The organism is Mesorhizobium sp. G2-6-1, assembly GCF_055809095.1.
The window spans coordinates 1,022,668-1,045,258 of sequence record NZ_CM147896.1; the positions used below are offsets into that span (position 1 = coordinate 1,022,668).

The window sequence follows — 22,591 nt, forward strand, 5'->3', positions numbered from 1 at the left end:
CCTGTTTTGGCAGATTGTGAAAATTCGCCGAACCGTACCCCTGTACTGCGCAACATCAACTGATTATTTTCGTTGCGCTTTCAGATGCTAACATAGGGTTACGACCCGCGCAATTTCCGCTCAAAGGGAAATGCAATTTTGTGCCGTAAAATCAGCACGATACAAACTATCCGATAGTGGTCCAATTTGGGTGCAATTTCACAGACGAGCTGATCTCGAGGTGAAGTCGCCGAGATGAGGACCCGGGCCCTCTAACGGAAATCTCGCGTCTTCACCCTAATTTCCTCTATATGACTGTGATGATAGAACATGACCCGCGGTTTTGGAAGGCCGCGCGGATCATATGAAGGCGAACCATGATGAAACTCGTCACCACGCCCATGCGGGACCGGAAATGCCTCGTCCCGGGTTCCGACACTGGCAAGCTCGGCAGACAGATCGATCAGCTCCCGGGCAACGATATGCACCACCTCACCTTCCCGCTGGATTCGGCCTTTAACGCCAAGCATGCCCGAACCGAGCACTGTGCGCCGGTATTTCTCGAACACTCTGGACCAGACAACGAGATTGGCGACAGATGTCTCATCCTCGAGCGTGATGAACATGACGCCCTTGGCCGATCCGGGCCGCTGGCGCACCAGGACGAGGCCGGCGATATTGACCCAGCAGCCGTCGCGCAAGGTGCTTGCTTCGGCACAAGTCCAAAACCGCCGGCGGGCAAGGTCCTGCCGGAGAAAGGAAACAGGGTGCCGGCGGAGGCTCAGACCAACATGGCCATAATCCTCGACCACTTCCCGACCGGATTCCATTGCCCGGAGCGAGACTTCGGGCTCAGCCTGCTCGGGAACGGTACCCGCCTCGCGATTGGCCGCGGCGGCAAAGAGCGGCAGCGGTTCGTCGCGCAGCGCCTTGATCGCCCAGAGCGCCTCGCGCCGGGCAAGACCAATTGACGGCCTGAAGGCATCGGCTTCGGCGAGTTCGACCAGGGCGGCGGCCGGTATACCGGCCCGGCGCCAGAGATCGTCGACCGAGAGAAACGATTGCTCTTCGCGGCAAGAGACCAGACGCGCCGCTTCGGCGTTGCCGAGACCCTTCACCAAACGCAGTCCCAGACGAACGGCAAAGCGGCCGTCGTCGCCCTCGATCGGCTCCAGCGTGCAATCCCAACGGCTGTCATTGATACAGACGGGACGGACCTCGACGCCATGATCACGGGCATCACGGACGAGCTGCGCCGGCGCGTAAAAGCCCATCGGCTGGGCGTTCAAAAGCCCGCAGCAAAACGCATCCGGGTGCCAGCATTTCATCCAGGAAGAGGCATAGGCGATCAGCGCGAACGACGCGGCGTGGCTTTCAGGAAAGCCATAAGATCCAAAACCTTCGAGCTGCTTGAAAGTACGCACGGCAAAGTCGCGGTTATATCCGTTGGCGACCATGCCCTGGATCAACTTCTTGCCGAATTTCGAGACACCTCCAGTATGTTTAAAGGTGGCCATGGCACGGCGGAGCTGGTCGGCCTCTCCAGCCGTGAAGCCCGCACATTCGATAGCGACACGCATCGCCTGCTCCTGAAACAGCGGCACACCCAAAGTCTTGCCGAGAACGGCCTCCAACTCGGGTTTTGGAAAGATCACTTCCTCTTTGCCTTCCCGCCGGCGCAGATAGGGATGCACCATATCGCCCTGGATCGGACCGGGCCGGACGATGGCGACTTCGATGACGAGATCATAAAAAGTCCGTGGCTTGATGCGCGGCAGCATCGCCATCTGGGCCCGGCTTTCGATCTGAAACGTGCCGAGCGTGTCGGCCTTGCGGATCATAGCATAGGTGCGCGGATCCTCGGCCGGGATGGTCGCGAGATCGAGGCGGATGTCCTTGTGCGCGGCCAGAAGATCAAAGGCGCGGCGCATGCAGGAGAGCATACCAAGCGCCAGCACATCGACCTTCATAAATTTGAGTACATCAATATCGTCCTTGTCCCACTCGATAACCTGCCGGTCTTCCATGGCGGCTGGTTCAATGGGGACCAGCTCGTCCAGCCGGTCACGGGTGAGAACGAATCCGCCCGGATGTTGGGAAAGATGACGTGGCGTGCCAACAAGCTGATGGGCGAGTTCCAGGGTCAGCCGCAGCCGCCGGTCGCCCATATTAAGGTTGAGGACTTCGGCATGTTTCTGCTCGACGCCTTCCGACCACCCCCACACCTGCGATGAAAGCGTCTTGGTGAAGTCTTCGGTCAAACCGAGCGCCTTGCCGACATCGCGCAACGCTCCCTTGGCGCGGTAACGAATGACTGTGGAGCAAAGAGCGGCGCGTTCGCGGCCATAGGTTTGATAGACCCATTGGATGACCTCCTCGCGCCGTTCATGCTCGAAATCGACATCGATGTCCGGCGGTTCGCATCGTTCTTCGGAAACGAAGCGCTCGAAGAGGAGATCATTACGATCAGGATCGACCGATGTGATGCCGAGGACGTAGCAGACCGCGCTGTTGGCGGCAGATCCTCTACCCTGGCAGAGAATGTCCTTCGAGCGGGCGAAGCGCACGATGGCATTCACGGTCAAAAAATAGGGCGCATATTCGAGCTTCTTGATTAGCGCCAGCTCATGATTGAGGTTGGCCCGCACCTTGTCGGGCAACCCTTCAGGATAGCGCTCGACCGCACCATCCCAGGTCAGCTTTTCGAGCGCCTGTTGCGGCGTGAGATCAGGATAGAGCTTTTCCTCCGGATATTGATAGGCTAGCTCCTCCAGCGAAAAACTGCAGCGGTCGGATATCTCGAACGTCCGAGCAAGAGCTTCCGGATACCTGTCGAACAGACGGTGCATTTCTTCGGGTGACTTCAGATAGCGGTCTGCGAACCGCTCTCGGCGATGGCCGAGCTCATCGATAGTCACATTATGCCGGATGGCGGTGACGACATCCTGCATCATCTGCCGGCTCCCCTCATGAAAGAGCACATCGTTGGTGACGACGGTCGAAACATGTGCGACAGCGGCCAGGTTCGATAATTGCCAGAGGCGGAGCTGATCGTTGGGCCGCCGGCGCAGTGTCAGCGCCAGATATGAGCGGTCGCCAAACTCCTCGCGTAGACGCCGGAGATGAAGACTGCATATTTCATCCGGCCGATCAGGCACGAGTATGGCAATCAGCCCCTCCCCGTAGGCAACCAGATCGGCCCATTCCAAACGGCATTTGCCTTTGCCCGCTCGTTTCTTGCCGAGTGACAGCAAACGGCAAAGCCGGGCATAGGCGGCCCGGTCGGTGGGGTAGACCAAGACCGGCAGGCCGTCGGCAAGGTCGAGGCGACAGGCAACGACCAGCCGGACTCCGGACTGCCTCGAAGATACGAGCGCGCGCACGACTCCGGCCAGCGAATTGCGGTCAACGACACCGAGCGCCTCGATCCCGAGTTCGGCGGCTCTCGCGAACAGCTCGTCGCAACTGCTGGCGCCTCGCAAAAACGAGAAATGCGAGGTCACCTGCAATTCGGCATAGCGCGGCCCCGTCATCCGAAGATCCCGTGCAGGAACCAGCATTGCGAACCGCTGTCTTCGTGTTCGCCGTCGCCGGAGCGGAAGAGCCAATAGCGCTCGCCGAACTCGTCCTCGACACGGAAATAGTCCCGGACCGCCGTCCGCTCCGCATCCCGTTTCCACCATTCGCCTCGGACCCGCTCCGGACCGTCAGCACGGCGCACACGTCGGCGCACGCCGCGCCAGGTGAACCAGACCGGCGGATGGTCAGGAAGAAGCGCCATGGTCTCGACCGGTTCGGGTCTTGGCAGAAGCCGTGACGGCCGCGGCCAGTCACCATCCCAAGTCAGGCCGGTGTCCGGCGCCAAAGGTGGCACACGTGCCACCGAGCGCTCGGGCACATCGCTTTGAACAGGCGTGAAGCGGCACAGCTTGCTTTCGCCGACGCGGTTGGCCAGTACATCGATCAGGTCGGCCACATCCGGTTCCAGCTCTTCGACCAGTGACGATATTGTCAGCCGCTCGCTCAGCGGTTCGGTCCGGATGGCGACCATCACCATGATCTCGATGCCAAAACCCGGATCGACGATTTCTTGTCTGTCGCGGAACAGCCGCACTAGCTGCCTGGGATCACGCAGCGGCTGACCGGTGCCGATCCGGATATACTGCATACTATTATCTACCCTGTGAAACAGCAGATCCAGCCGCCGCGCGCCAAGGCCTTGTTTTTGGAGTTCGACGCACAGCGCGTCCGCGAGCTTGGCGATATTGCGGGCGATGGATTCTGACGCACCGATCGGTTCGGCGAAAGCGCGGCGGACTTCGACCAGCTCGGGCGAGCGTACTGGGTCGACAGGCTCGGCGATCCGGCCAAACACCTGGTCCAGCCGGCGGGCGATTTCTGGGCCGAAACGCAGAGCAATTGGCGCACGCGGCTGGGCCAGTAGCTCACCGATCACCTCGAAACCGAGAATGTGCAAACCGGATACGGTTTCCGCATCGAGCCGGAGGGCCTGAATCGGCAAGGCTTCAAGCGTCGCTTCGCCCTCACCGGGCGGAATGATGACCGCCGGCCGGGCCAGAAACCGCGCCGCCGCATGCGCTGCGCCCCACGTGTCGGCGACCGCCGCCCACGCTTCTAGGCCCGAGGCGGCAAAGCGCTTGATCATGTCCGCCAGCAAGGCCGCTTCCCCACCATGCAAATGATCCGCACCTGTTGTATCGATCACCAACCCGTCCGGCGGATCGGCCATCACCACGGGGAAATCCGCTGCAGCGCCCATAGCGCCAGCTTCGTCAAACCCTCGGTTTCGGTGGTGGGATCGGAATCGGCGATCACCAGACCGGGAATCAGAGCCTGCGCCTTGGTTGCGGCCATACCGATCCGAACGCCGAGCCTTTCGGCATTGACATCAAGCGCGGTGATCAGACGGCGGCGGCCAGTTCTCCCCACCATGACGAGCGGCGCATCAGCCGGAGGTGATGCGTCGCCCGATTTCCTTCTGAGGAGATCTGTCGGCCACCTCGGAAAGTAGAGCGATAAGACCCTTGTCATCGCAAGCCTCCACTTCAAAATCCGCACTTTCTCCGGCACGGCATCGGATGAGTTCGACCAGCCAGCGAGCCCGGCCAAGCCCTGGAACCGGCAAAGGTATCGAGGGCAGCATGGAAACCCGCCAACGGGTGACGCTGGCGGTAGGCTGTCCGAAATCACCTGCCTCCGTCTGTCGGCGCCATCGGCGAAGCGCCAGGCCAATGGTGTTGGAACTCTCCGCCGCCAATTGCAGACGCCGTGAGGCAGTCATCGACAGCCTGGCGGTTTCCGCGACAACAGTACCGAGCCCGCCATGACGCAATCCTTCCTCGAAACAAGCCAGAAGCGCCTGTTCGTCACCGGCCTCGACATGGATGACCCGGTCGGGAGCAAGTCCAGCCTGAGCGATCGCTGGCGCGAAAAGATCGGGTCGGGTGACGATCCAAAGCACCTTGCCTTTCGTGCGTGCCGCAATCCCGGCCACGAACAGCGCGGCCGCGGCCCCGTCCACGGCGCCATTGCCACCGCCCGCCACCTCATGCAGACAGCCCAACCCCAACCCTCCTCCCGGAAGCCTTCGGTCGATGTCAGTCAGTCCGAAGGGCAGAACCGAGCGCGCACGTCCCTCCGGACCTTCGAGATGTACGATACGCTCTCGAAGTTCGGCAACAACGGGACTGACCAAATGGCTTGCCATGGCGCGAAAACGTCTCCTTCAGGGCTTTGCAAGGACAAATTTCTCCGATATGTTCTTTATTTGTTCTCTTTCCGGTTTTGAGTCAATCGGACTCTTTGGTGGGCTTTGGCTACCTGGACCGGCAGAAAACGCCGGTGCCGTGGGACGTGCACCGTTGATTCCAAGGGGTTGAGGTGGAACGGGATGAACGCATCACATCTGGAAAAATTGAACGACAATCAGCGCGCCGCAGTCGTGCATGGCATAGGCCTATCCGACGGCGCAGTCGGCGGTCCCTTGCTGATTATCGCAGGCGCGGGGTCGGGCAAAACAAATACGCTTGCACATCGTGTCGCCCAGCTCGTCATTTCCGGAGCCGATCCGCGTCGCATCCTGCTGATGACGTTTTCACGGCGCGCGGCTGCCGAAATGGGGAAACGGGTCGAGCGAATTTGTGCGCACGCCTTGGGTGACAAGGCTGGAATCATGGTCGATGGCCTTGCTTGGTCGGGCACGTTTCACGGGATCGGCGCGCGCCTGTTGCGAGAATACGCAATCGAGCTCGGCCTCGATCCACAGTTCACGATCCATGACCGCGAGGACTCGGCCGATCTGATGAATCTTGCCCGGCACGATCTCGGGTTCTCGAAGACGGAAACCCGATTTCCCGCCAAGGGTACCTGCGTTTCGATCTATTCACGCACCGTCAATGCTGAGGCTCCACTTGAGGATATTCTCAGGGCAAATTTCCCTTGGGTAGTGTCATGGCAAAAGGAACTCCAAGAACTGTTTGCTGCCTATGTCGAAGCCAAGCAGATCCAGAACGTCCTCGACTATGACGATCTGCTTTTGTACTGGGCGCAAACAATGGGCGATGCTGTGCTTGCTGACGAGATCGGCGGACGCTGGGACCATGTTCTGGTCGATGAATATCAGGATACAAACCGGTTGCAGTCCTCGATCCTGATGGCGCTCAAACTCGGCGGTCGCGGTTTGACTGTCGTCGGCGACGATGCACAGGCGGTTTACTCGTTCCGCGCCGCCACTGTTCGCAACATCCTCGACTTCCCGAATGAATTCTCGCCGAAGGCCGACGTAATCACGCTCGATCGCAATTACCGATCAACGCAGCCTATTCTGGCTGCAGCGAATGGCGTAATCGGACTCGCCAGTGAGCGCTACACCAAGGATCTATGGACGGACCGCACCTCTAACGAGAAACCGAGACTGGTGACAGTCCGCGATGAAGGCGACCAGGCACGCTTTGTCGCGGACGAGGTCCTCGAAAATCGGGAAGGCGGAATGAGGTTGAAAGACCAGGCCGTCTTGTTCCGGGCGAGCCACCACAGCGGCCCGCTGGAAGTGGAGCTAACCCGGCGCAATATTCCGTTCGTAAAGTTCGGTGGCCTGAAGTTTCTCGATTCCGCGCATGTGAAGGACATGCTGGCGGTCCTGCGTTTCTCGCAGAACATGCGCGACCGAGTGGCCGGATTTCGGCTGATGCAGCTCTTGCCCGGTGTCGGGCCAGCCTCGGCGCAAACGACCCTCGATGCGATTGCGGAAACTGCCGATCCTGTCGAGACACTGGCCGCCCTCTCCGCCCCGCCTCGTGCATCGGCGGACTGGCCAGGTCTCGTATCGTTGATCACAGAACTTCGAACTACTAAAATGGGTTGGCCCGCTGAAATCGGCCGGATCCGGGCATGGTATGAACCGCATCTGGAGCGGATACACCAGGATTTCGAGATGCGCCGCGCCGACCTTCTGCAGCTCGAAGACATTGCCGCCGGCTATCCGTCGCGGGAACGCTTCCTCACCGAGATAACACTCGATCCGCCGGATGCCACCTCCGGCCAAGCGGGTGTTCCGCTCCTCGATGAGGACTATCTAATTCTCTCCACCATCCACTCCGCCAAGGGGCAGGAATGGCGCTCGGTCTTCGTCCTCAACACGGTCGACGGCTGCATCCCCTCCGATCTCGGCGTTGGCACGACCGACGAGATCGAGGAAGAAAGGCGGCTACTTTACGTGGCTATGACGCGCGCAAAGGACAGTCTGAACCTTGTCGTTCCGCAGCGTTTTTTCACCCATGGGCAGTCTTCAACCGGCGACCGGCATGTCTATGCCGCGCGAACACGGTTCATTCCCGCTATGTTGCTGCAGTTTTTTGAAAGCAGGGCTTTTCCGGTAGTGGCACCGGGACAAACCAGCAATGCCGTACCGCGGCATATGCGTCTCGACGTCGGGGCGCGCATGCGCGGGATGTGGCGCTGACGGCAAACGCGAGATTATCAGCGCCACTTGGGCATGCCGACGCCTCCGGCTTTCGTCACAGGCAAGGCCGATCGCGGGGTCACCAATAGGCTCTGACGCACATTTGCTGATCTTCAGATATTACATTGCGCCGATCAATCGCGCCTGGAGGAGATCGAGTTTTGCACGCCCGTACATCTGTCTTTTGATGAGTTTCAGTCGCGTTATCTGACCTTCAGTTTGCCCGTTCGACCAAGGAGAGATGATGGCATTGCGGACGGCGGCAATGTCTTTTTCGACACCGCTGGCAAACGATCCCACAAGGCTGTTCTTAGCTGCTACAAGCCATCCATCGAGCTTTCGAGCTGTCTTCGAGCGGATCATGGATTGGAAGTCGCCAATGGCAGTGCGGGCGGCTACCAGTTCCGGAACGTGCACTTCGATCGCCGCCACCAGGATCGCCTCAGGTTTCGCCAAGTCATCGCGTGCGGTTGTCATCAGCCGGGCGATCACCCGCGCTGATGGCGTTCGCGCAAGCCCACTCTGGTTGGCCTTCTCCGCAAGGCGTCGCCGCTGAGCCCATTGCGAGACGACCCCGCTCTGTCCCGGAAAGCCCTTTGCTTTCATCTCCCGCCAGAGCGCCAAGGCGTTCCGCACGCCTTCGTCCCAGCGGTCGTTGAGCCACGGCAGCCAGCTATCCAGTGAACTAGGCCGTGTTCTGAAGACATCAAGGCGCTGGCCCCTTAACACGTCGCGGACAATCTTGCGGCTATGGCCGGTTTGCCGAACAATCTGGCGAATTGACGTTCCATTCTTCGACAGTTCCCGGATCGCTTCATTCGTCTCCTGGCGGCGCAGATATCCCTCGTACTGCAGCTTTTCCGCGTAAGTCAGAAGCTTGGGATCAACGATGTTGCTGCCGACCGCCTGCCTGATCTGTCGCATCGACTTGCCGACGGCATCGAGAAACGCTCGGCTGGAATTTTCCATCAGGTGCCAGCGGTCGGCAACCTGCTCAGCATCGGGCAACGCCTTTGCGATGGCCTTACCATAGCCGCCGCCTCGATCGCGAGCGACAATCGATATCGACTGATGCTCGGAAAGCCATATCCGAGAAGTATCCAACGCACGATCCGGCAACAGGGTGACAGGCCTTCGCCGTTGCAGATCGCAAACGATCGTTCCATAGGTTTGGCCGCGCCTGAAGGCAAAATCATCAATGCCTATGACGGTGAGCTCATCGTTTTGATCAGCAATACGGCGACGAACCACCCGCAGCAGTGTGTCGTTGCTCACCGGCATCATGAGGCGATTGGCAAATGCCGCGGCCGGTCTGCCGCCGAGCGCCAAACCGAGGTGGTGGACGATCGTCTCAAGCCGCTGAGTACGGCGGCCATAGCGAGCCAATACGCCGTTATCGAACCGTTCGCAGAAGATACGCCGGCCGCACAGAACGGCATCGCACCAAAACCGACGCGCCACAATCACCAACTCTACTCGCCGGCCGCTGAGGGGCAGGTCAGCGGGCCGGCGCACATATCTACTTTGAACTCTCCGGCTTGGCCGTCCACAGCCCGGACACGCTCCTGAGAGGTGGCGCGATCGTAGCTGAATTTGAACGCTGTCTGCGACAAACCTCACTTCATCTACTACAAAGCCGGACGGCGCGAGGCTCGTGCGCTGAAATCGATGTTGCATAAACTGATCCTCCGGTGAATCAGCAAAAGCGTCGCCCGCAACAGCAGCAAATGTGAGTCAGAGCCACCAATAACCGCAATGTAGGATCACCGCACTGGCGGCGCTGGCTTGGACCGACGAGCCATTGTGTTGTGCCATTCACGTCATTCGCCGAACCAGACCCTGCCAGCAAGGCCGAGGGTGGCCGCGTTCCCAATGCCTGGTTCGCCCAGAACGAGGATCGCCCCTTGATGTCTTTTTGCCGGGTTTTTTACGCCCTGGAAGGGCGTGCGAAAAGTACGTGACGGCGAGCAGGAATATGAGCTTTTCGGCTTCTTGACGGCGACACCCAAGGAGATCGTCAAGCCTTTTCATGAAAAAGCAATGCCGACGATCCTGACGACGCCGGAAGAGGTCGATCTGTGAAATTTCACCGAACCGGATCCCTAGGTTTGGGAACATCAACCCACTGATTCCGTAACGCTTTGAGCGTGTAGGCACAGGGTCACGGCCCAAGCAAATTACGCCCATGTGAAAACGCCAAATTGTGGTGTAAAATCAGCATGATAGAATACTTTGCGCGAATGGTTCAAGTTCGGCGCATTTTACACTCAAACACTTCCGTGCCGGGACCACGCACTACGACAGCTTCCTCGCATCCGTCCAACTCGCTTCAATCCGTATCTGGTTGAGAACATATGAGTCGGTGACCTAATCGAGTAGCTCATTCGCTCAGAAGCGCGATTTACTAGGCCATCGCCAATCGGTCCGCGTTTTTCCATAGCAATTGTTAGCATAGGTAAACTGCCCTGTTGCGATTTCCCGACATGCCCAAACGATCTGACCGTACGCATTATAAAATGCATCCCAATCAGCTCCCTGGTAGTAGCTCGGATTGTACCCGCCTCCGCCGCAGTTGTTGTTTGAACAAACGGCAACAGCTGCGCCCACTGCTGCGATGGCGACACCAGCAGCGATAGCCTGATTCTGTTTTCTTATCATGTCAGCGCACTGAGCCACGCTAACTGATCTACTAGAAAGCTCAGCAAAGAGATCCTGCTGAAACGCTGAATCATTAGTGGAGGCGAGTGACCTACATAGCGCCGAAGTACTGACTGCTTTTGGGTTTTTATTCAGGCTCGCTTGTGAAGTTGTGCAAGACGCAAGAGAAAATGCGAAAAAGACCGTTGTAGCGGCCTTAACAATCTGGTTCGAACGCATTGAGCCCCCCAGCTCCATATTTCAGAACTATGATACTGGCAAAGGCGCAGGGCAGCAATCTGCTTTTTAACAAGCAAGGGATATTGTAAACTGAACAATCAAATTTTTACATTCGCTCATATGGCGAACTGACAAAACCACGCAAGTTGACCAGAGAATATTCAATGGCGAGCGAAAACATATCCGTCTTCACCATGTTTAAGCTGATCTATTGGGCGTTCTTCTGTGAAATTGCGCCGACCCAGAACCCTTGGTTGTGGAACATCATCCAGCTGATGCCGCGTCCATTCTTCGGTTCCTGCTGGATGAACCGGACGACCTTGCCGGCGACGGACATCGGCCAGCGTCGAGATTTGACGCCGCGTTTTCCCTCTTCCTTGCCGGACGCGTCAAACGAAATCGCCCTCAAGCGGGCCCATGGCCCGCGCTCAACTCGCAGCCGGACATGGGACGCCGCGCCCGCCGGGGAGCTTGCCGTTCGGGTGGTCCTTGAGTTCGGGATTGGGATCGTAACCTGGCCCGACGACAAGCTTACGGTCAGGTAGCATAGCCTCGTCCTGTGCCGAAACCATAGTCGTCACGAGAGCTTGGAGGAGGTTGCCGTCTTGGTCTTCGACCCGCATCGACACTTCATAGGGGTGATCCTTGACGACGCATTCCAGAGGTGGGCTCTCGATCGTCACCTTAGCGTGACCGGGAAACAGTTTCTGGGTGAAGACCAAGGGTGCACCGCCGGCTGGATTGTCCATTGTCGTCACGATCGATTGTCCACGCCCGATCGGCTTCATCGGCTTGAGCGTCACGAGATAGGTGAGCATGGCTTCCCGGTAATTGAATACGACCAGTCGGCCAGAAATCTCGAACAGGACATCTTTGCCGGTGTCCCGGCAGGCTCCGAGTGCGGACGCCGTCGTTAACACCAGAGCCAGCACAGTCGGTTGCATCAACTTCCTAAGCATTGTCGACCTCCCTTGCCGCCACCCGGCGGCGATAGTGACGGCTTGCCTTGCGCCGGTTGCCGCAAACCGTCATGTCGCACCACAGGCGACTGGAATTGCGGCTTCTGTCGATGAACAGCCAACCGCAATTTGGGCATATCTTCAGCCGCTCGACCGCGTCCGGCCGCAGCAGCGACAAAGCCGACACAGCCAAGGCGGCTTCGAACGCGATGGGCGTGGCCGGATTGCCAAAGGGCCTTCCGGCCGAGCCGATCCGAATTGAACCGCCAGATAGACCGGCAGCGCAGGTGGTCAAGAGATCCGGTAAGGCACCGGTATCAAGCGCCGCGTCCAAGACAGCGCTTCGAAAACCCTGTCGGTCGCCTCACGGATCGCCAATACCAGCGGCGCGATTCTCTGCGGGTCAGAAGCTTGCAGCCGCCGACCACCAAGTTCGGCCGCCCGAAAGATGCTCGCCGCCTCGGCAAAACAGGCGATCTCGGCCGGATCCTCGAAGCGATCGAAAGTCTTTCGCGGATCGACGCGCAACACCACCGTGTTTGCAGCGTCCAGAGCAAGCAAGCCGCCGACAAAGCGATGGGGGATCCACGAAACTGTCATTATTACATTCTAACTAGTAAATGACGTTTGACAAGTTAGATTGTAGCATGCAGCCTATGCGATCTCTTGGGTTCGCAGCCCGATCCCTTTCGCGGCGGATGGCCTATGCTATATTTCCTCCAGCAGGTTCTGAACGGGCTGCACACTGGCGCCTTCTATGCCCTGCTCGCCTTCGGATATGCGCTGACCAACGGGGTTTTACGCCGCATCAACCTGGCTTATGGCGCGGTGTTCGCCTTTTGCGGGCAGACGATGATCCTTGCTGCCGTCTATGGATACGACGTGCTGTGGTTGACACTATCGGCCGCAATAGCGCTCGGCATCGCCGCCGCTTTCGCCTATGCGGCGGTGATTAGCCACATCCTGACGCGGCGGGTTTTCGAACCGTTGGCCGAGCGGTCGCCCAAAACGATCGTTGCAACAACGCTCGGTATATTGCTCGTGCTCATGGAACTCGCACGCATTGCCGCCGACGCGCATGAATTGTGGCTTCCACCAATGTTGGCGCAGCCTGTCGTGTTCGCGACAGACGAAACCTTCAAGGTCACACTGACAATTATCCAGCTTGTCGATTGCGCCGTCGTGACCGCGACGGTGGCACTGGCCGGATGGGGTTTGGCGAAATCGGGCTTTGGCAGGAAGTGGCGCGCCGTTTCGGATGACCCTTTCGCGACGGCGCTGTGCGGCGTCGATCCGCGCGCCATATTTTACGGCGCGATGCTGGGTGGTGGTCTGTGCGCGGCGCTCGCCGGCGTTATGGCCGGGCTTTACTATGGCAATATCGGTTTTGGCGATGGTTTGACTTACGGCCTCAAAATCCTTTTTGTGACGGCGGTTGGAGGCTTTCTGTCACCGTCGCGTGCGGCCATTGGCGCTACCGTATTCGGCATAGCCGAAGCGCTTTGGGCCGGCTACTTCCCGACCACATGGCGCGATGCCTGGATGTATTTTCTCCTCGTCACCATGCTCGTTCTGGTCGGCGTCGGCCGCGACAGCCGCAAACCCGTCTGAACCTTCTTTTCCCTTGACCGCGGTGGGTACCCCGCTGTGCAAGGCATATCCCACCATCCACGGCACTAATACCAACGGTTTTGGGTGCTGACTCTTTCGTGATTTTGGAGGGTCGCGGAACCATGATTCCATGTTGTCGAAGGAGATTTGGCGATGGGATCGGCGGTAACGATACGAACGGACTACTCTGCGGCTGAGCTTCGGCAGCTTGCGAAGAGTTCGAAGAACACCAATCAAAGCCGGCGACTTCTGTCGCTTGCGGCTTTGCTTGAGGGGATGAGCCGATCCGATGCGGCGCGGGTCGGAGGCATGGACCGCCAGACGCTGCGCGACTGGGTGCATCGGTTCAACACAGCGGGGCCCGATGGACTTCTCAACCGCTGGTCGCCGGGGCCGTCATCGCGGCTGTCGCCCGAGCAGAAGGTGGAACTGGCGGCTCTCGTGGAGAAGGGCCCGGACCGTGCCATTGACGGCGTGGTGCGTTGGCGTCGGATCGACCTGCAGAAAGTCATCAAGGGGCGTTTCGGCGTCGATTATCACGAACGCTATGTCGGCAAGCTCTTGAAGGAACTCGGCTTCTCCCACATGAGTGCTCGACCACGTCATCCCGCACAGGATGCCGAGATCATCGAGGCTTATAAAAATTTCCCGCGCACGCTGAAGGCGCACCTGGCCGACTTGCCCAAAGGCAAACCCGTCGAAATCTGGTGGCAAGACGAAGCCCGCATCGGCCAGAAAAACGGCATCGTTAGGCAATGGGCAAGACGCGGCACCAGGCCGCGCCAGCCCGCCGACCAGCGCTACAAGAACGCCTATTTATTCGGCGCCATCTGCCCGGCACGGGGCAAGGGCGCTGCCCTTGCCCTCCCGTTTGCCGACACCGACGCCATGCAGTTGCACATCGATGAGATCAGCCGTCACGTCGCCAGAGGTGCGCATGCGGTGCTGCTCATGGATCGCGCCGGATGGCACACCACAGCAAAGCTCAACGTGCCCAGGAATATCACGCCGATCTTCCTGCCCTCGCGCGCACCGGAATTGAACCCGGTCGAAAACATCTGGCAATATCTGCGCGCTAACTGGCTCTCCAATCGCGTCTTCGACACCTATGAAGACATCATCGATGCAGCGTGCGAGGCTTGGCAAAACTCCTCGCCCAGCCGAAGTCCATCACTTCAATCGGAATGCGTAGTTGGGCTCATGTCGGTCAAACGTCATGACCCTTGGTATAAGTTGTTCAGTCGCATATGGCCGAGCACGTCTGAAGGAGAAGACGCGACAACGTGTTAGTTTCCGATCCCACGGTGATACCTGTCGACGATTTGGAGGATTAAATGTTCAAGGGCCCCTTGTTTGACCAGTCGGTGATCCGGCTTTGCGTGCGCTCGTACCTTTGGGAGGCACCGATTCGTTCGTCGTTTATGAATTTCCACATAAGCCCTATAGGCGAGCGTTCTTCCTCACCTAGACGATAGCAATCGGATGAAACGGTCATTGACGATTGGAATGATTGCGACGAAGCAGATTTTAGTGAGAGGAACCGGATGTCATTTGAATTTCTGTTTACGTCGCTGATCGTGGTGCTTCTGCCGGGAACAGGAGTCCTCCACACTCTTTCTATTGGCTTGGGACGCGGCTTCAAAGCAAGCGTTGCGGCAGAGTTTGGCTGTACTTTCGGAATTATTCCTGAGGCCATCGCGAGCATTCTCGGACTGGCTACCTTGTTGCATACAAGCGCATTGGCTTTCCAACTGACAAAATATCTAGGCGTGATTTATCTGTTCTACATGTCCTGGAAAATACTGAAGTACAATGGGGCCATGGAGGTATCTGGAAATAGGGATAAAGCAGGCCTCACACGAATTGCAATTACCGGTGCGCTGCTAAACGTCCTCAACCCCAAGCTGTCGCTGTTCTTTCTGGCATTTCTGCCTCAGTTCATTTCTCCCAACGTTCCCAATGCAACAGCAGCGCTAATTGGTCTTGCGGTTACCTTTATGATGATTACCTTTCTCATTTTCGTTTGCTACTGGGCGTTCGCGGCCTCCGCGCACGACTATGTGATCCAGCGCCCTTCCGTGATGCAATGGATCAAATGTTGTTTCGCAGAAACCTTCGTCCTTCTCGGAGCGAAATTAGCGCTCTATAAATAGATAAATGCCATCCCGAACGACTGCCTTGGGTTAAATTTTAGCGCTCGTGAATGAGAACATCATGCTATAAGCATTCGTTGCCAATCAAAGATCGACAATCTTGCCGTCCTCGGCTGTTTCGAACGACAGTTTGTTCAGGCGAGAGAGCATATCATCGTTCATATGCGTAGGGATCAATCGTTTCGGTGCGATCAGCGGGAGCTTGCCCTCAAGCGTCGCCAGATCGAGATGAAGCGGCACCTTCTTTTCGAAAGAATACGCCTCGGCGATCAGCAAATCAGCGTTGCGCCCAATATCTATGAGAGCATCAACCCATTCCGTGTCGCCTGTATAGGCGATGGTCTTATGAGCGCGGGACGCATTTTGCGTTGATTTTATTTTATCTTTCCGGCTTCCCAGGTAAAGGGCGCGGAGAATTCGCACCAGCCGTTTCGAAGTGGGGAACGAGCGATGCTGCGCTTCCGGCGGGTCCGGACATTGCAGAATGTTCGCATCGGTTCACGCCTCAGTCTCCAATCACTTCAATCAGGAACTCAGCCTCTCCTTCCGAGCCCACTTCAAACTGAACCGCGCCGTCGCTCTTGCGGAGTGGCGCCAATTCGGCGCGGCATGAAGGACAGCGGTCTGTCCTTGCAGAGACTGGTTCGCATTCGTCTGACAGCGCCCAAATGCGCCTTTACGATATTGTCCCTTTGATCGAGCGCCGCGGTGTTTGCCACCGAGGGTGATCCAACGCCAGCCCAAGCCGCTAGCCCTGCCCGCCTCCAACCGTCGCGCCTGCCCATCTTCCCCTTGCCCGGCTCTCGCTCCCTGCTCCATCCACCGCTGTACGATAACAAGCGTTGTCGGTCTGCGGTGGTATGCATGTCTCCAGGTCGGTGGCCATGCCGGACCCGGTCATGCGATGCCCGGTGTCAGCGGCCGATCCGCACCTCAGCAATCGATAACCTCCACCGCCAGGATGGTCGGCAGGTGCCGCGCGACCTCGATCCAGGTTTCGCCCTCGTCGAGGCTGGCAAAAACCGAACCGCTGTTGGTGCCGAAATAGACCCCAGCCGGGTCGCGCGCATCGCCCGCCATCGCCTGGCGCAACACGGTGAAGAAGCAGCCTGACTGCGGCAACCCCTCGCGCATCGCCTGCCAGCTTCCCCGCCATCACAGGATCGCCAGACAGCCGCCGCCGCATCCGGCGGAAACCGCCCGACGCTGTCGCCGTTCAGCGGAATTGTCCAGATACGGTCTGGATCGCGCGGATGGACCCGGATCGGAAACCCGAAGGTCGAGGGCAATCCCGCCGTGATGTCGTCCCAGCTCCGCCCGCCGTCGGCCGAGCGCCAGACGCCGTGGTGGTTCTGCTGATAGAGCACATCCTCGACCCCCGGCGCTCGCATCATGTTGTGGACGCAGTGCCCGATCTCGCCGTCACGCGGCGCCGCAGGGTGGCTGTGTTCAGTGCATGCCTCGGCATTCGACAGACGGTTGCGCCGTTCCCAGGTCGCCCCGCCGTCCTCGGTTGCGAATACCCCCGCCGCCGAGATCCCGACCCAGAGCTTCTGCGGATCGCGCGGATCGGCCACGATGGTATGCAGCACCAGACCAGCGGCGCCGGGGTTCCAGCTGTCGGATGAGGGATGATTGCTCAACCCTTCGACCCGGTTAAAGGTCTTGCCACCGTCGCGGCTGGCCAGCAGGCTCGCCGGTTTGGTGCCAGCGTAAAGCGTGCCATCCACCAGCCCCAGGGACCAGACCTGCGAGAACTCGTCGTCGAACGGCAGCGGCTCGTTCTTCCAGCCGATCATCGCGGCGAAATCGGCATCCTTCGCGGCCCAGTCGTCCATGGTCCCCTTGGTCAACCGCGTGACGTCCCAAGACTTGCCGCCATCTGTCGAGCGCCAAACGCCAGCGCCATGCCAATCGCCGCCGCCGCCTGCCCAAAGCGTGCCACTGGCGGGATCGCCTATGACATGGTTGATCGGCCAGCCGTCGCAGAACGGCCCCGAGACCGCCCAGTTGCCACGTGCACCGCCACCCGATACCAGAAACGCCCCTTTGGTGGTGCCGACAAGTACCGTGAGTTCACCGTCCGTCATGATTTTGCGCTCCGCTATCGGGTCTCCAGAATAGCATCCGGCGCCGAACTCGCATAGCAACCCCCGGCGTTCCTTGGCTAAATTCCCCGCCCGTGAGGCGGCGCGACCGTCGGCAAAATGGAACTCCGGCGCATGCGCGTAAGCGCCCCTTGATCCGAGCCCACAACCCGCACTGAAAGCAGGCAAGCCAGCGCGCGCTGCGGCGCCCGAAAGTCTTCACTCGGTCTCTGTCAACCGGGCATGAGAAAATTCTGGCTGTGAAATTGCACCGAACCGTAACACATGGCTGCGGAACATCATCCTGCTGATTCCGCTAAATTTTCGGCGCTTGCAAGGGGTTCGACCAATTCAATTTTCGTTCTTACAAAATGTCAATTTATGGTGCTAAGTCGCATGATAAACTCAATTTTCTAACAGGGTCCAAGTTGGGCAAGAATTCACAGCCTCACACGCGCAAACCCGTTTCGCGGTCGAAAAAATGCAGCCGCTCATCCGCGACAGACAAGGTGACGACATCGCCGGGCTTGAAGTTGCGCCGATCCGACATGCTCACGTTCAGCAGGTTTCCTGCAACCTGTGCGGAAATGATCAGGCGCTCACCGGTATTCTCGACGCTTTCAACGGTTGCGAAGAACTGCCCTTTCCTGTCGTGCATAACCTCGACGTGCTCAGGACGAAATCCCAGGATCACCGGGCGCGTGACGCGCGCGGGGACGGCAATTTCAGTGCCCAAAGCAGCGATTGTCCCCTCGGACACCATTTCCGTGCCCAGAAGGTTCATCGGCGGGCTTCCAATAAAGGCGGCGCCAAACACACTGGCAGGCCGATCATATAGTTCGAGCGGCGGAGCGAATTGTTCGATCCGTCCTTGGTTGAGAAGCATGACCCGATCAGCCATCGTGAGGGCCTCGATCTGGTCGTGGGTGACATAGATTGCCGTCACACCGAGACGTTGTTGCAAACTCCTGATCTCGCCCCGCATCTGCACGCGCAGTTTGGCATCGAGATTGGAAAGCGGCTCGTCGAACAGAAAAACCTTGGGTTCGCGCACGATGGCACGTGCCATGGAGACGCGCTGGCGCTGGCCACCGGAAAGATCGCGTGGCTTGCGATCAAGATACGGCACCAGATTTAAAAGGCCTGCAGCATCGTCAGAGCGTTGCTTGCGTTCATCGCGGGACAAGCCGAGCACTTCGAGTGGGAACTCGATATTCTCGCGCACCGTCATGTGCGGATAGAGTGCGTATGTCTGAAACACCATCGCGATATCCCGCTCCTTTGGCGTCAGATGCGTCACCACACGGCCGTCGATCTCGATCTCGCCCGCTGTGGCGTCCTCGAGCCCGGCGACGATTCGCAGGAAAGTGGACTTGCCGCAGCCGCTTTCGCCGAGAACTGCGATGAATTCGCCATCCGCAATGTCGATATCGAAGCCGTGAAGAACCTCGACATCGCCGAAGGCTTTACGAAGGTTTTTGACTCTTACGCGTGCCATGTCAGGCCTCCTGCAAGGACAGGCAGAGACGGCCAAAGGCTTCGGGCGGTGCATCGTTGCGCAGCATTTCTTCGCGGAGCAACTTCGACAGATGCACCTCGAGTTCCGGATCGTTCAGTGGCGATTGTTGCCCCGGGTCTTCCACGATATCGAAAAGAAGCGTGGCGCTGGGTTCCATCACCGCCGGACCGTGGGACTGATACCAGGGCGAGCCCGGCATGACAGGCACGCGCAGGACCGGATAACCTTCTGCAAACGCCAAATCTGTCGCCAGTGTAGCGGCCTTGAGCTCTTCGCGGCCAAAAGGCAAGAGCATGTGACTGGGCATCAACGTATACTGGTAGATGTCCTGATCCAGCAGATTGGCCGGATACCGGAAATATACGTAGCGTCCGTCAGTCACGTTCACTGCACCGCCAAAATACCCAAAGATCGCAGCTTCATGCCCCGGCGTATCCGGATCGGCCAAGGCGGGCATCAGCGATCGGCCACGCACAGCCTTAGGAGCGATGCAACCAAAGGCATCAAGGATCGTTGGCATCAGGTCCGGCGTCTGGCAAAGACCGTCATATGTCTCGCCGTCGCGATCTGCGTGACCGGGGTGATGGATGAACAAAGGAATATGCGCGATCTCCTGATAGGCAGGCATCCGGTTCTTCGCCCACCAGCCATGTTCGCCAGTCAGAAAGCCGTGGTCCGTCGACACGATCAGCATGGTATCGTCCCACATCTCCAACTCGTCCATCTTGTCGAGCAGCCGGCCAAGCTGTTCGTCGCAATGCGCCAGCAGGGCATTGTAATTTGCGCGCAGCTCATCGGCCTCGTCCGCTGCTTCGCTGACCTTCGCGTAAGGTGGCCAGTCACGGACGGGACCTTCCCAGCCTGTCGGGAAATTTTTCCGCAACCGTTCGGGCGCATGAAAAGGCTCATGCGGATCGAAAGTCTCGATCTGCAGGAACCAGTTGTCGGCGGCGTGGTTGCGGTCAAGAAATTCGCAGCCGAGGTCAAAGCACTGCACGGAGGGGAAATCGCCTTCTTTCGCGATCTCGCCTCGGTTGACCATGTTGTGATATCGCAGATTGCCGGGTGTCTCGCTGTATTGCGCTTTGTGATAAGTCCTGCGCCACTTCTCCAGTGGCGGCGCTACATCGGCCTTCCACCGATCACCCTCATGGCCGCGCACTACTTCGAAGCTGCCAAAAGTGTTCAGATATCCGGCGCCGCCGGTTTCCAGATAGTGATAATGGTCCGTTACGATGTGGCTGTAGACACCGGCCGTTTTAAGGATTTTCGGCATAGGCACGTCAAACGGCTCCAGCGGTCCCCAACTGCGATGCAGGAAATTCAGACGCCCGGTCTGGAGGTCTCGCCGCGCCGGCATGCAGGGCAGCGAACCGACGTAATGCCGATCGAACCGGACCGAGCGAGCGGCCAATCTGTTGAAGTTCGGTGTTCTCACCCCGGTTCCGCCATAAGGCTCGAGACAATGCCGGTTCAACGTATCGAAAAGAACAAAAATCGCGCGCATGATGGGTTTATTCTTTCTCAGGGGCAATGGTTCTCTTGGCAAGCGAGATATCGAGCGCGAAGTCACGCGTCTCTCCAGGTGCGAGTACGGGCAGCTCGCCGGCTTCGCGGGCAGCCTGCCGACTTCGGTGGACGGTCGTGCATGGCTCGATCCCTGTCATGTAGTACCCGGCCCCGCGTAATCGGAGTAATTGCAAGCACGGCAGGGCGGCCACATCAAATGCAATACTCAGTTCCAACCCACGAGCCGGGTTGATCAACCGACACGTCGCCAAACCAGGCGATGTCAAGCGATGCAGGGAGATCTCCGAGACATAGGTCTCACTTGGCGGCCCGATGGGTTCGTCGGGCGCGTGATCCATGCTCTGCCAGACATGTTCGGCAGGACCGAAATCCAACCAGCTTTCCGCATCGACAAGTGGATAGCCAAGGTTGAAATGATACAGCATCATGTTGGGGGCAGGATGCGGGCCAATGTTTTCGATCCTGTCGCGGATGCGAAAACCGAAACCGCCGAGCGGCATCTCGATGCGTCGTCTCATGCGCAGCGCGCCGCGGAACGTCATCGACTGGATCACCTCGCCCTCGCACCACAAATACGGAGTATCTGCGGTTTCGCACAGGCCGTGGCCGATCAGGGTCGCGGGTTGATGCGCGCCCATCCCGTGCAGCGGATATGCGATCTCTGCAGTGGGGTGCAGCGGCAGGTCGTGCGCAGCCTCGGATTCGGGTTGGCGGATATGGTCGAACCCGCAGGTCGATAGAAATCCCGATAGTCCGCGCAGATAGCCCTGCCCGCCGTCACCGTGCGGGTCGACCAGGCTTGGGTGCCGGTACCCGCCCGGCGCATGCCAGGAAACAGTCTCTCCGCCCAGTGCCAGACGACCGATGTCGAAAGACCGGTCTACGACGATCTCGGCCTCGAGCCCAGCTCCCGAGCGCATCTCGATCACCCTCAGGCCTCGACCAGCGCCGTCTTCTAGCCTCACCAGCCGGGTCCCGGCATAGGCGTCGAGGCTAGCATGATGACGGCGCAGCAACTTCATGTCGAGGGGGTTCTGATAAGAGCGTCCGATGATCATTTCACCGCCCCCGCGGTCAACCCTTTTACGATGAACCGCTGACAAAAGATGAGCACCAGGAGCGCTGGGATGGCTGACAGAACCGAGGCCGCCGCCATCTGGGTATACTTGATCTCGTTCTCCTGCGCGAACTTGGCGATGCCCACCGGCACCGTCGCCGACTGGTTGTTGGTCAGGGCCAGTGCCACCGGGAATTCGTTCCAGCTGAAGATGAAGATCAGGATGCCGGTCGATACCAGTCCCGGCATCATGATCGGCACCACTACGCGGCGCATCAGCCGACCGAAACCAGCGCCATCCACGACCGCAGCCTCTTCCAGTTCCCGCGGGATTTCGCGCAGGAAAGACGACAACAACCACAACGCCATAGGCAGGTGCAGCGTGGTGTGTGCCAGGATAAGCGCCGTCAGGGAATTGTTCATACCAACGGCGCGGAATACTTCGTACCATGCGCCAGCCAGCGTCACCGGCGGAACGAGGTTGAATACAACCGTCCATAACAGGAACATGTTGACCACCACGCGCGGCCATCTCATCCGCAGCAATGAATACCCGGCAAGGAACCCGACAGTCAGCGCGATCGCGGTACTGGAGGTAGCAACGATGACCGAATTGAGGAAGTTGACGGTGAAGGTCGAGCTGCTGCCAAATAGCACTTCGACATAGTTCATCGACACAGGCTTGAACGCCACACTACCCATCAGGAGTGCGATTTGCGTCTTCAGCGATGCCAGTGCGATCCACAGGAATGGGCCAAGGGTCAGCACGGCAGCAAGTGCCAGCGCACAATGCAGAACGATGTCCACTGTACGGCGTGCGGGAAATCTGCGGGAAGCG

General features: G+C 58.8%; 14 protein-coding genes and 3 pseudogenes. 5 read left to right on the top strand and 12 right to left on the bottom strand.

Annotated elements, in window-relative coordinates:
• Positions 1-251: 251 nt before the first annotated feature.
• From AC0L7S_RS04865 to AC0L7S_RS04875, 3 genes and pseudogenes are all read right to left on the bottom strand, one after another.
• Positions 252-3,512, bottom strand: a complete 3,261-nt coding sequence (locus AC0L7S_RS04865; protein ID WP_473473328.1) for an error-prone DNA polymerase — start codon at positions 3,510-3,512, stop codon at positions 252-254.
• Positions 3,509-5,031: pseudogene (locus AC0L7S_RS04870) on the bottom strand (Y-family DNA polymerase). The gene AC0L7S_RS04865 and the pseudogene AC0L7S_RS04870 overlap by 4 nt, the downstream one beginning before the upstream one ends.
• Positions 4,946-5,707: an ImuA family protein gene (locus AC0L7S_RS04875; protein ID WP_473473329.1), complete on the bottom strand. Its 762-nt coding sequence runs from the start codon at positions 5,705-5,707 to the stop codon at positions 4,946-4,948. Before AC0L7S_RS04875 ends, AC0L7S_RS04870 begins: the two are co-directional and overlap by 86 nt.
• A gap of 183 nt (positions 5,708-5,890) precedes the next feature.
• Here AC0L7S_RS04875 and AC0L7S_RS04880 point away from each other — a divergent pair, with 183 nt between their 5' ends.
• Positions 5,891-7,960 carry an ATP-dependent helicase gene (locus tag AC0L7S_RS04880; RefSeq protein WP_473473330.1) on the top strand — a complete coding sequence of 690 codons (2,070 nt, stop codon included), beginning with the start codon at positions 5,891-5,893 and terminating at the stop codon, positions 7,958-7,960.
• Between the two features lie 120 nt (positions 7,961-8,080).
• Here the strand turns inward: AC0L7S_RS04880 and AC0L7S_RS04885 are convergent, their stop codons facing one another.
• A complete protein-coding gene (locus AC0L7S_RS04885; protein WP_473472025.1) occupies positions 8,081-9,637 on the bottom strand; it encodes an ISL3 family transposase in 1,557 nt (518 codons plus the stop codon).
• Positions 9,638-9,702: 65 nt separating this feature from the next.
• Here AC0L7S_RS04885 and AC0L7S_RS04890 point away from each other — a divergent pair.
• Positions 9,703-10,036: pseudogene (locus AC0L7S_RS04890) on the top strand (SOS response-associated peptidase family protein); the annotation flags it as partial.
• 1,229 nt (positions 10,037-11,265) lie between these two features.
• Here the strand turns inward: AC0L7S_RS04890 and AC0L7S_RS04895 are convergent.
• Together AC0L7S_RS04895 and AC0L7S_RS04900 are read right to left on the bottom strand one after the other, a co-directional pair.
• Positions 11,266-11,796 (bottom strand): hypothetical protein, encoded by a 531-nt coding sequence (locus tag AC0L7S_RS04895; RefSeq protein WP_473473331.1) that lies wholly within the window; start codon positions 11,794-11,796, stop codon positions 11,266-11,268.
• Positions 11,789-12,396: pseudogene (locus AC0L7S_RS04900) on the bottom strand (CGNR zinc finger domain-containing protein). The gene AC0L7S_RS04895 and the pseudogene AC0L7S_RS04900 overlap by 8 nt, the downstream one beginning before the upstream one ends.
• A 105-nt stretch (positions 12,397-12,501) precedes the next feature.
• On the opposite strand from AC0L7S_RS04900, the gene AC0L7S_RS04905 reads away from it, so the two are divergent.
• The 3 genes from AC0L7S_RS04905 to AC0L7S_RS04915 all read left to right on the top strand — a co-directional run bounded on the left by AC0L7S_RS04905 (position 12,502) and on the right by AC0L7S_RS04915 (position 15,560).
• Positions 12,502-13,407, top strand: a complete 906-nt coding sequence (locus tag AC0L7S_RS04905; RefSeq protein WP_473473332.1) for a branched-chain amino acid ABC transporter permease — start codon at positions 12,502-12,504, stop codon at positions 13,405-13,407.
• Between the two features lie 153 nt (positions 13,408-13,560).
• A protein-coding gene (locus AC0L7S_RS04910; RefSeq protein ID WP_473473333.1) for an IS630 family transposase occupies positions 13,561-14,627 on the top strand; the annotation gives its coding sequence in 2 pieces (ribosomal slippage) (positions 13,561-14,551 and positions 14,551-14,627; 1,068 coding nt in all).
• 324 nt (positions 14,628-14,951) lie between these two features.
• Complete coding sequence (locus AC0L7S_RS04915) at positions 14,952-15,560, top strand: LysE family translocator (RefSeq protein ID WP_473473334.1); 609 nt, start codon at positions 14,952-14,954, stop codon at positions 15,558-15,560.
• Between the two features lie 84 nt (positions 15,561-15,644).
• On the opposite strand, the gene AC0L7S_RS04920 is transcribed toward AC0L7S_RS04915, so the two are convergent.
• The 6 genes from AC0L7S_RS04920 to AC0L7S_RS04945 all read right to left on the bottom strand — a co-directional run bounded on the left by AC0L7S_RS04920 (position 15,645) and on the right by AC0L7S_RS04945 (position 22,560).
• The gene (locus AC0L7S_RS04920; RefSeq protein WP_473473335.1) at positions 15,645-15,983 is read right to left on the bottom strand and encodes a hypothetical protein; all 339 of its coding nucleotides are present in this window, start codon (positions 15,981-15,983) and stop codon (positions 15,645-15,647) included.
• A 491-nt stretch (positions 15,984-16,474) separates the two neighbouring features.
• Positions 16,475-17,836 carry a WD40/YVTN/BNR-like repeat-containing protein gene (locus tag AC0L7S_RS04925; protein WP_473473336.1) on the bottom strand — a complete coding sequence of 454 codons (1,362 nt, stop codon included), beginning with the start codon at positions 17,834-17,836 and terminating at the stop codon, positions 16,475-16,477.
• 259 nt (positions 17,837-18,095) lie between these two features.
• Complete coding sequence (locus tag AC0L7S_RS04930) at positions 18,096-19,145, bottom strand: ABC transporter ATP-binding protein (protein WP_473473337.1); 1,050 nt, start codon at positions 19,143-19,145, stop codon at positions 18,096-18,098.
• Between the two features lies 1 nt (position 19,146).
• A complete protein-coding gene (locus AC0L7S_RS04935) occupies positions 19,147-20,673 on the bottom strand; it encodes a sulfatase-like hydrolase/transferase (protein ID WP_473473338.1) in 1,527 nt (508 codons plus the stop codon).
• Between the two features lie 7 nt (positions 20,674-20,680).
• Positions 20,681-21,754 carry a DUF4432 family protein gene (locus tag AC0L7S_RS04940; protein ID WP_473473339.1) on the bottom strand — a complete coding sequence of 358 codons (1,074 nt, stop codon included), beginning with the start codon at positions 21,752-21,754 and terminating at the stop codon, positions 20,681-20,683.
• Entirely contained in the window at positions 21,751-22,560 is an 810-nt protein-coding gene (locus AC0L7S_RS04945) for a carbohydrate ABC transporter permease (RefSeq protein ID WP_473473340.1), read from the bottom strand. The genes AC0L7S_RS04940 and AC0L7S_RS04945 overlap by 4 nt, the downstream gene beginning before the upstream one ends.
• Between the last annotated feature and the right edge of the window lie 31 nt (positions 22,561-22,591).

Excerpts from the sequence above, each read along its gene's own strand:
- AC0L7S_RS04865 (WP_473473328.1), bottom strand. The coding sequence starts at position 3,512 with ATGACGGGGCCGCGCTATGCCGAATTGCAGGTGACCTCGCATTTCTCG.
- AC0L7S_RS04875 (WP_473473329.1), bottom strand. The coding sequence starts at position 5,707 with ATGGCAAGCCATTTGGTCAGTCCCGTTGTTGCCGAACTTCGAGAGCGT.
- AC0L7S_RS04880 (WP_473473330.1), top strand. The coding sequence starts at position 5,891 with ATGAACGCATCACATCTGGAAAAATTGAACGACAATCAGCGCGCCGCA.
- AC0L7S_RS04885 (WP_473472025.1), bottom strand. The coding sequence starts at position 9,637 with ATGCAACATCGATTTCAGCGCACGAGCCTCGCGCCGTCCGGCTTTGTA.
- AC0L7S_RS04895 (WP_473473331.1), bottom strand. The coding sequence starts at position 11,796 with ATGCTTAGGAAGTTGATGCAACCGACTGTGCTGGCTCTGGTGTTAACG.
- AC0L7S_RS04905 (WP_473473332.1), top strand. The coding sequence starts at position 12,502 with ATGCTATATTTCCTCCAGCAGGTTCTGAACGGGCTGCACACTGGCGCC.
- AC0L7S_RS04915 (WP_473473334.1), top strand. The coding sequence starts at position 14,952 with ATGTCATTTGAATTTCTGTTTACGTCGCTGATCGTGGTGCTTCTGCCG.
- AC0L7S_RS04930 (WP_473473337.1), bottom strand. The coding sequence starts at position 19,145 with ATGGCACGCGTAAGAGTCAAAAACCTTCGTAAAGCCTTCGGCGATGTC.
- AC0L7S_RS04935 (WP_473473338.1), bottom strand. The coding sequence starts at position 20,673 with ATGCGCGCGATTTTTGTTCTTTTCGATACGTTGAACCGGCATTGTCTC.
- AC0L7S_RS04940 (WP_473473339.1), bottom strand. The coding sequence starts at position 21,754 with ATGATCATCGGACGCTCTTATCAGAACCCCCTCGACATGAAGTTGCTG.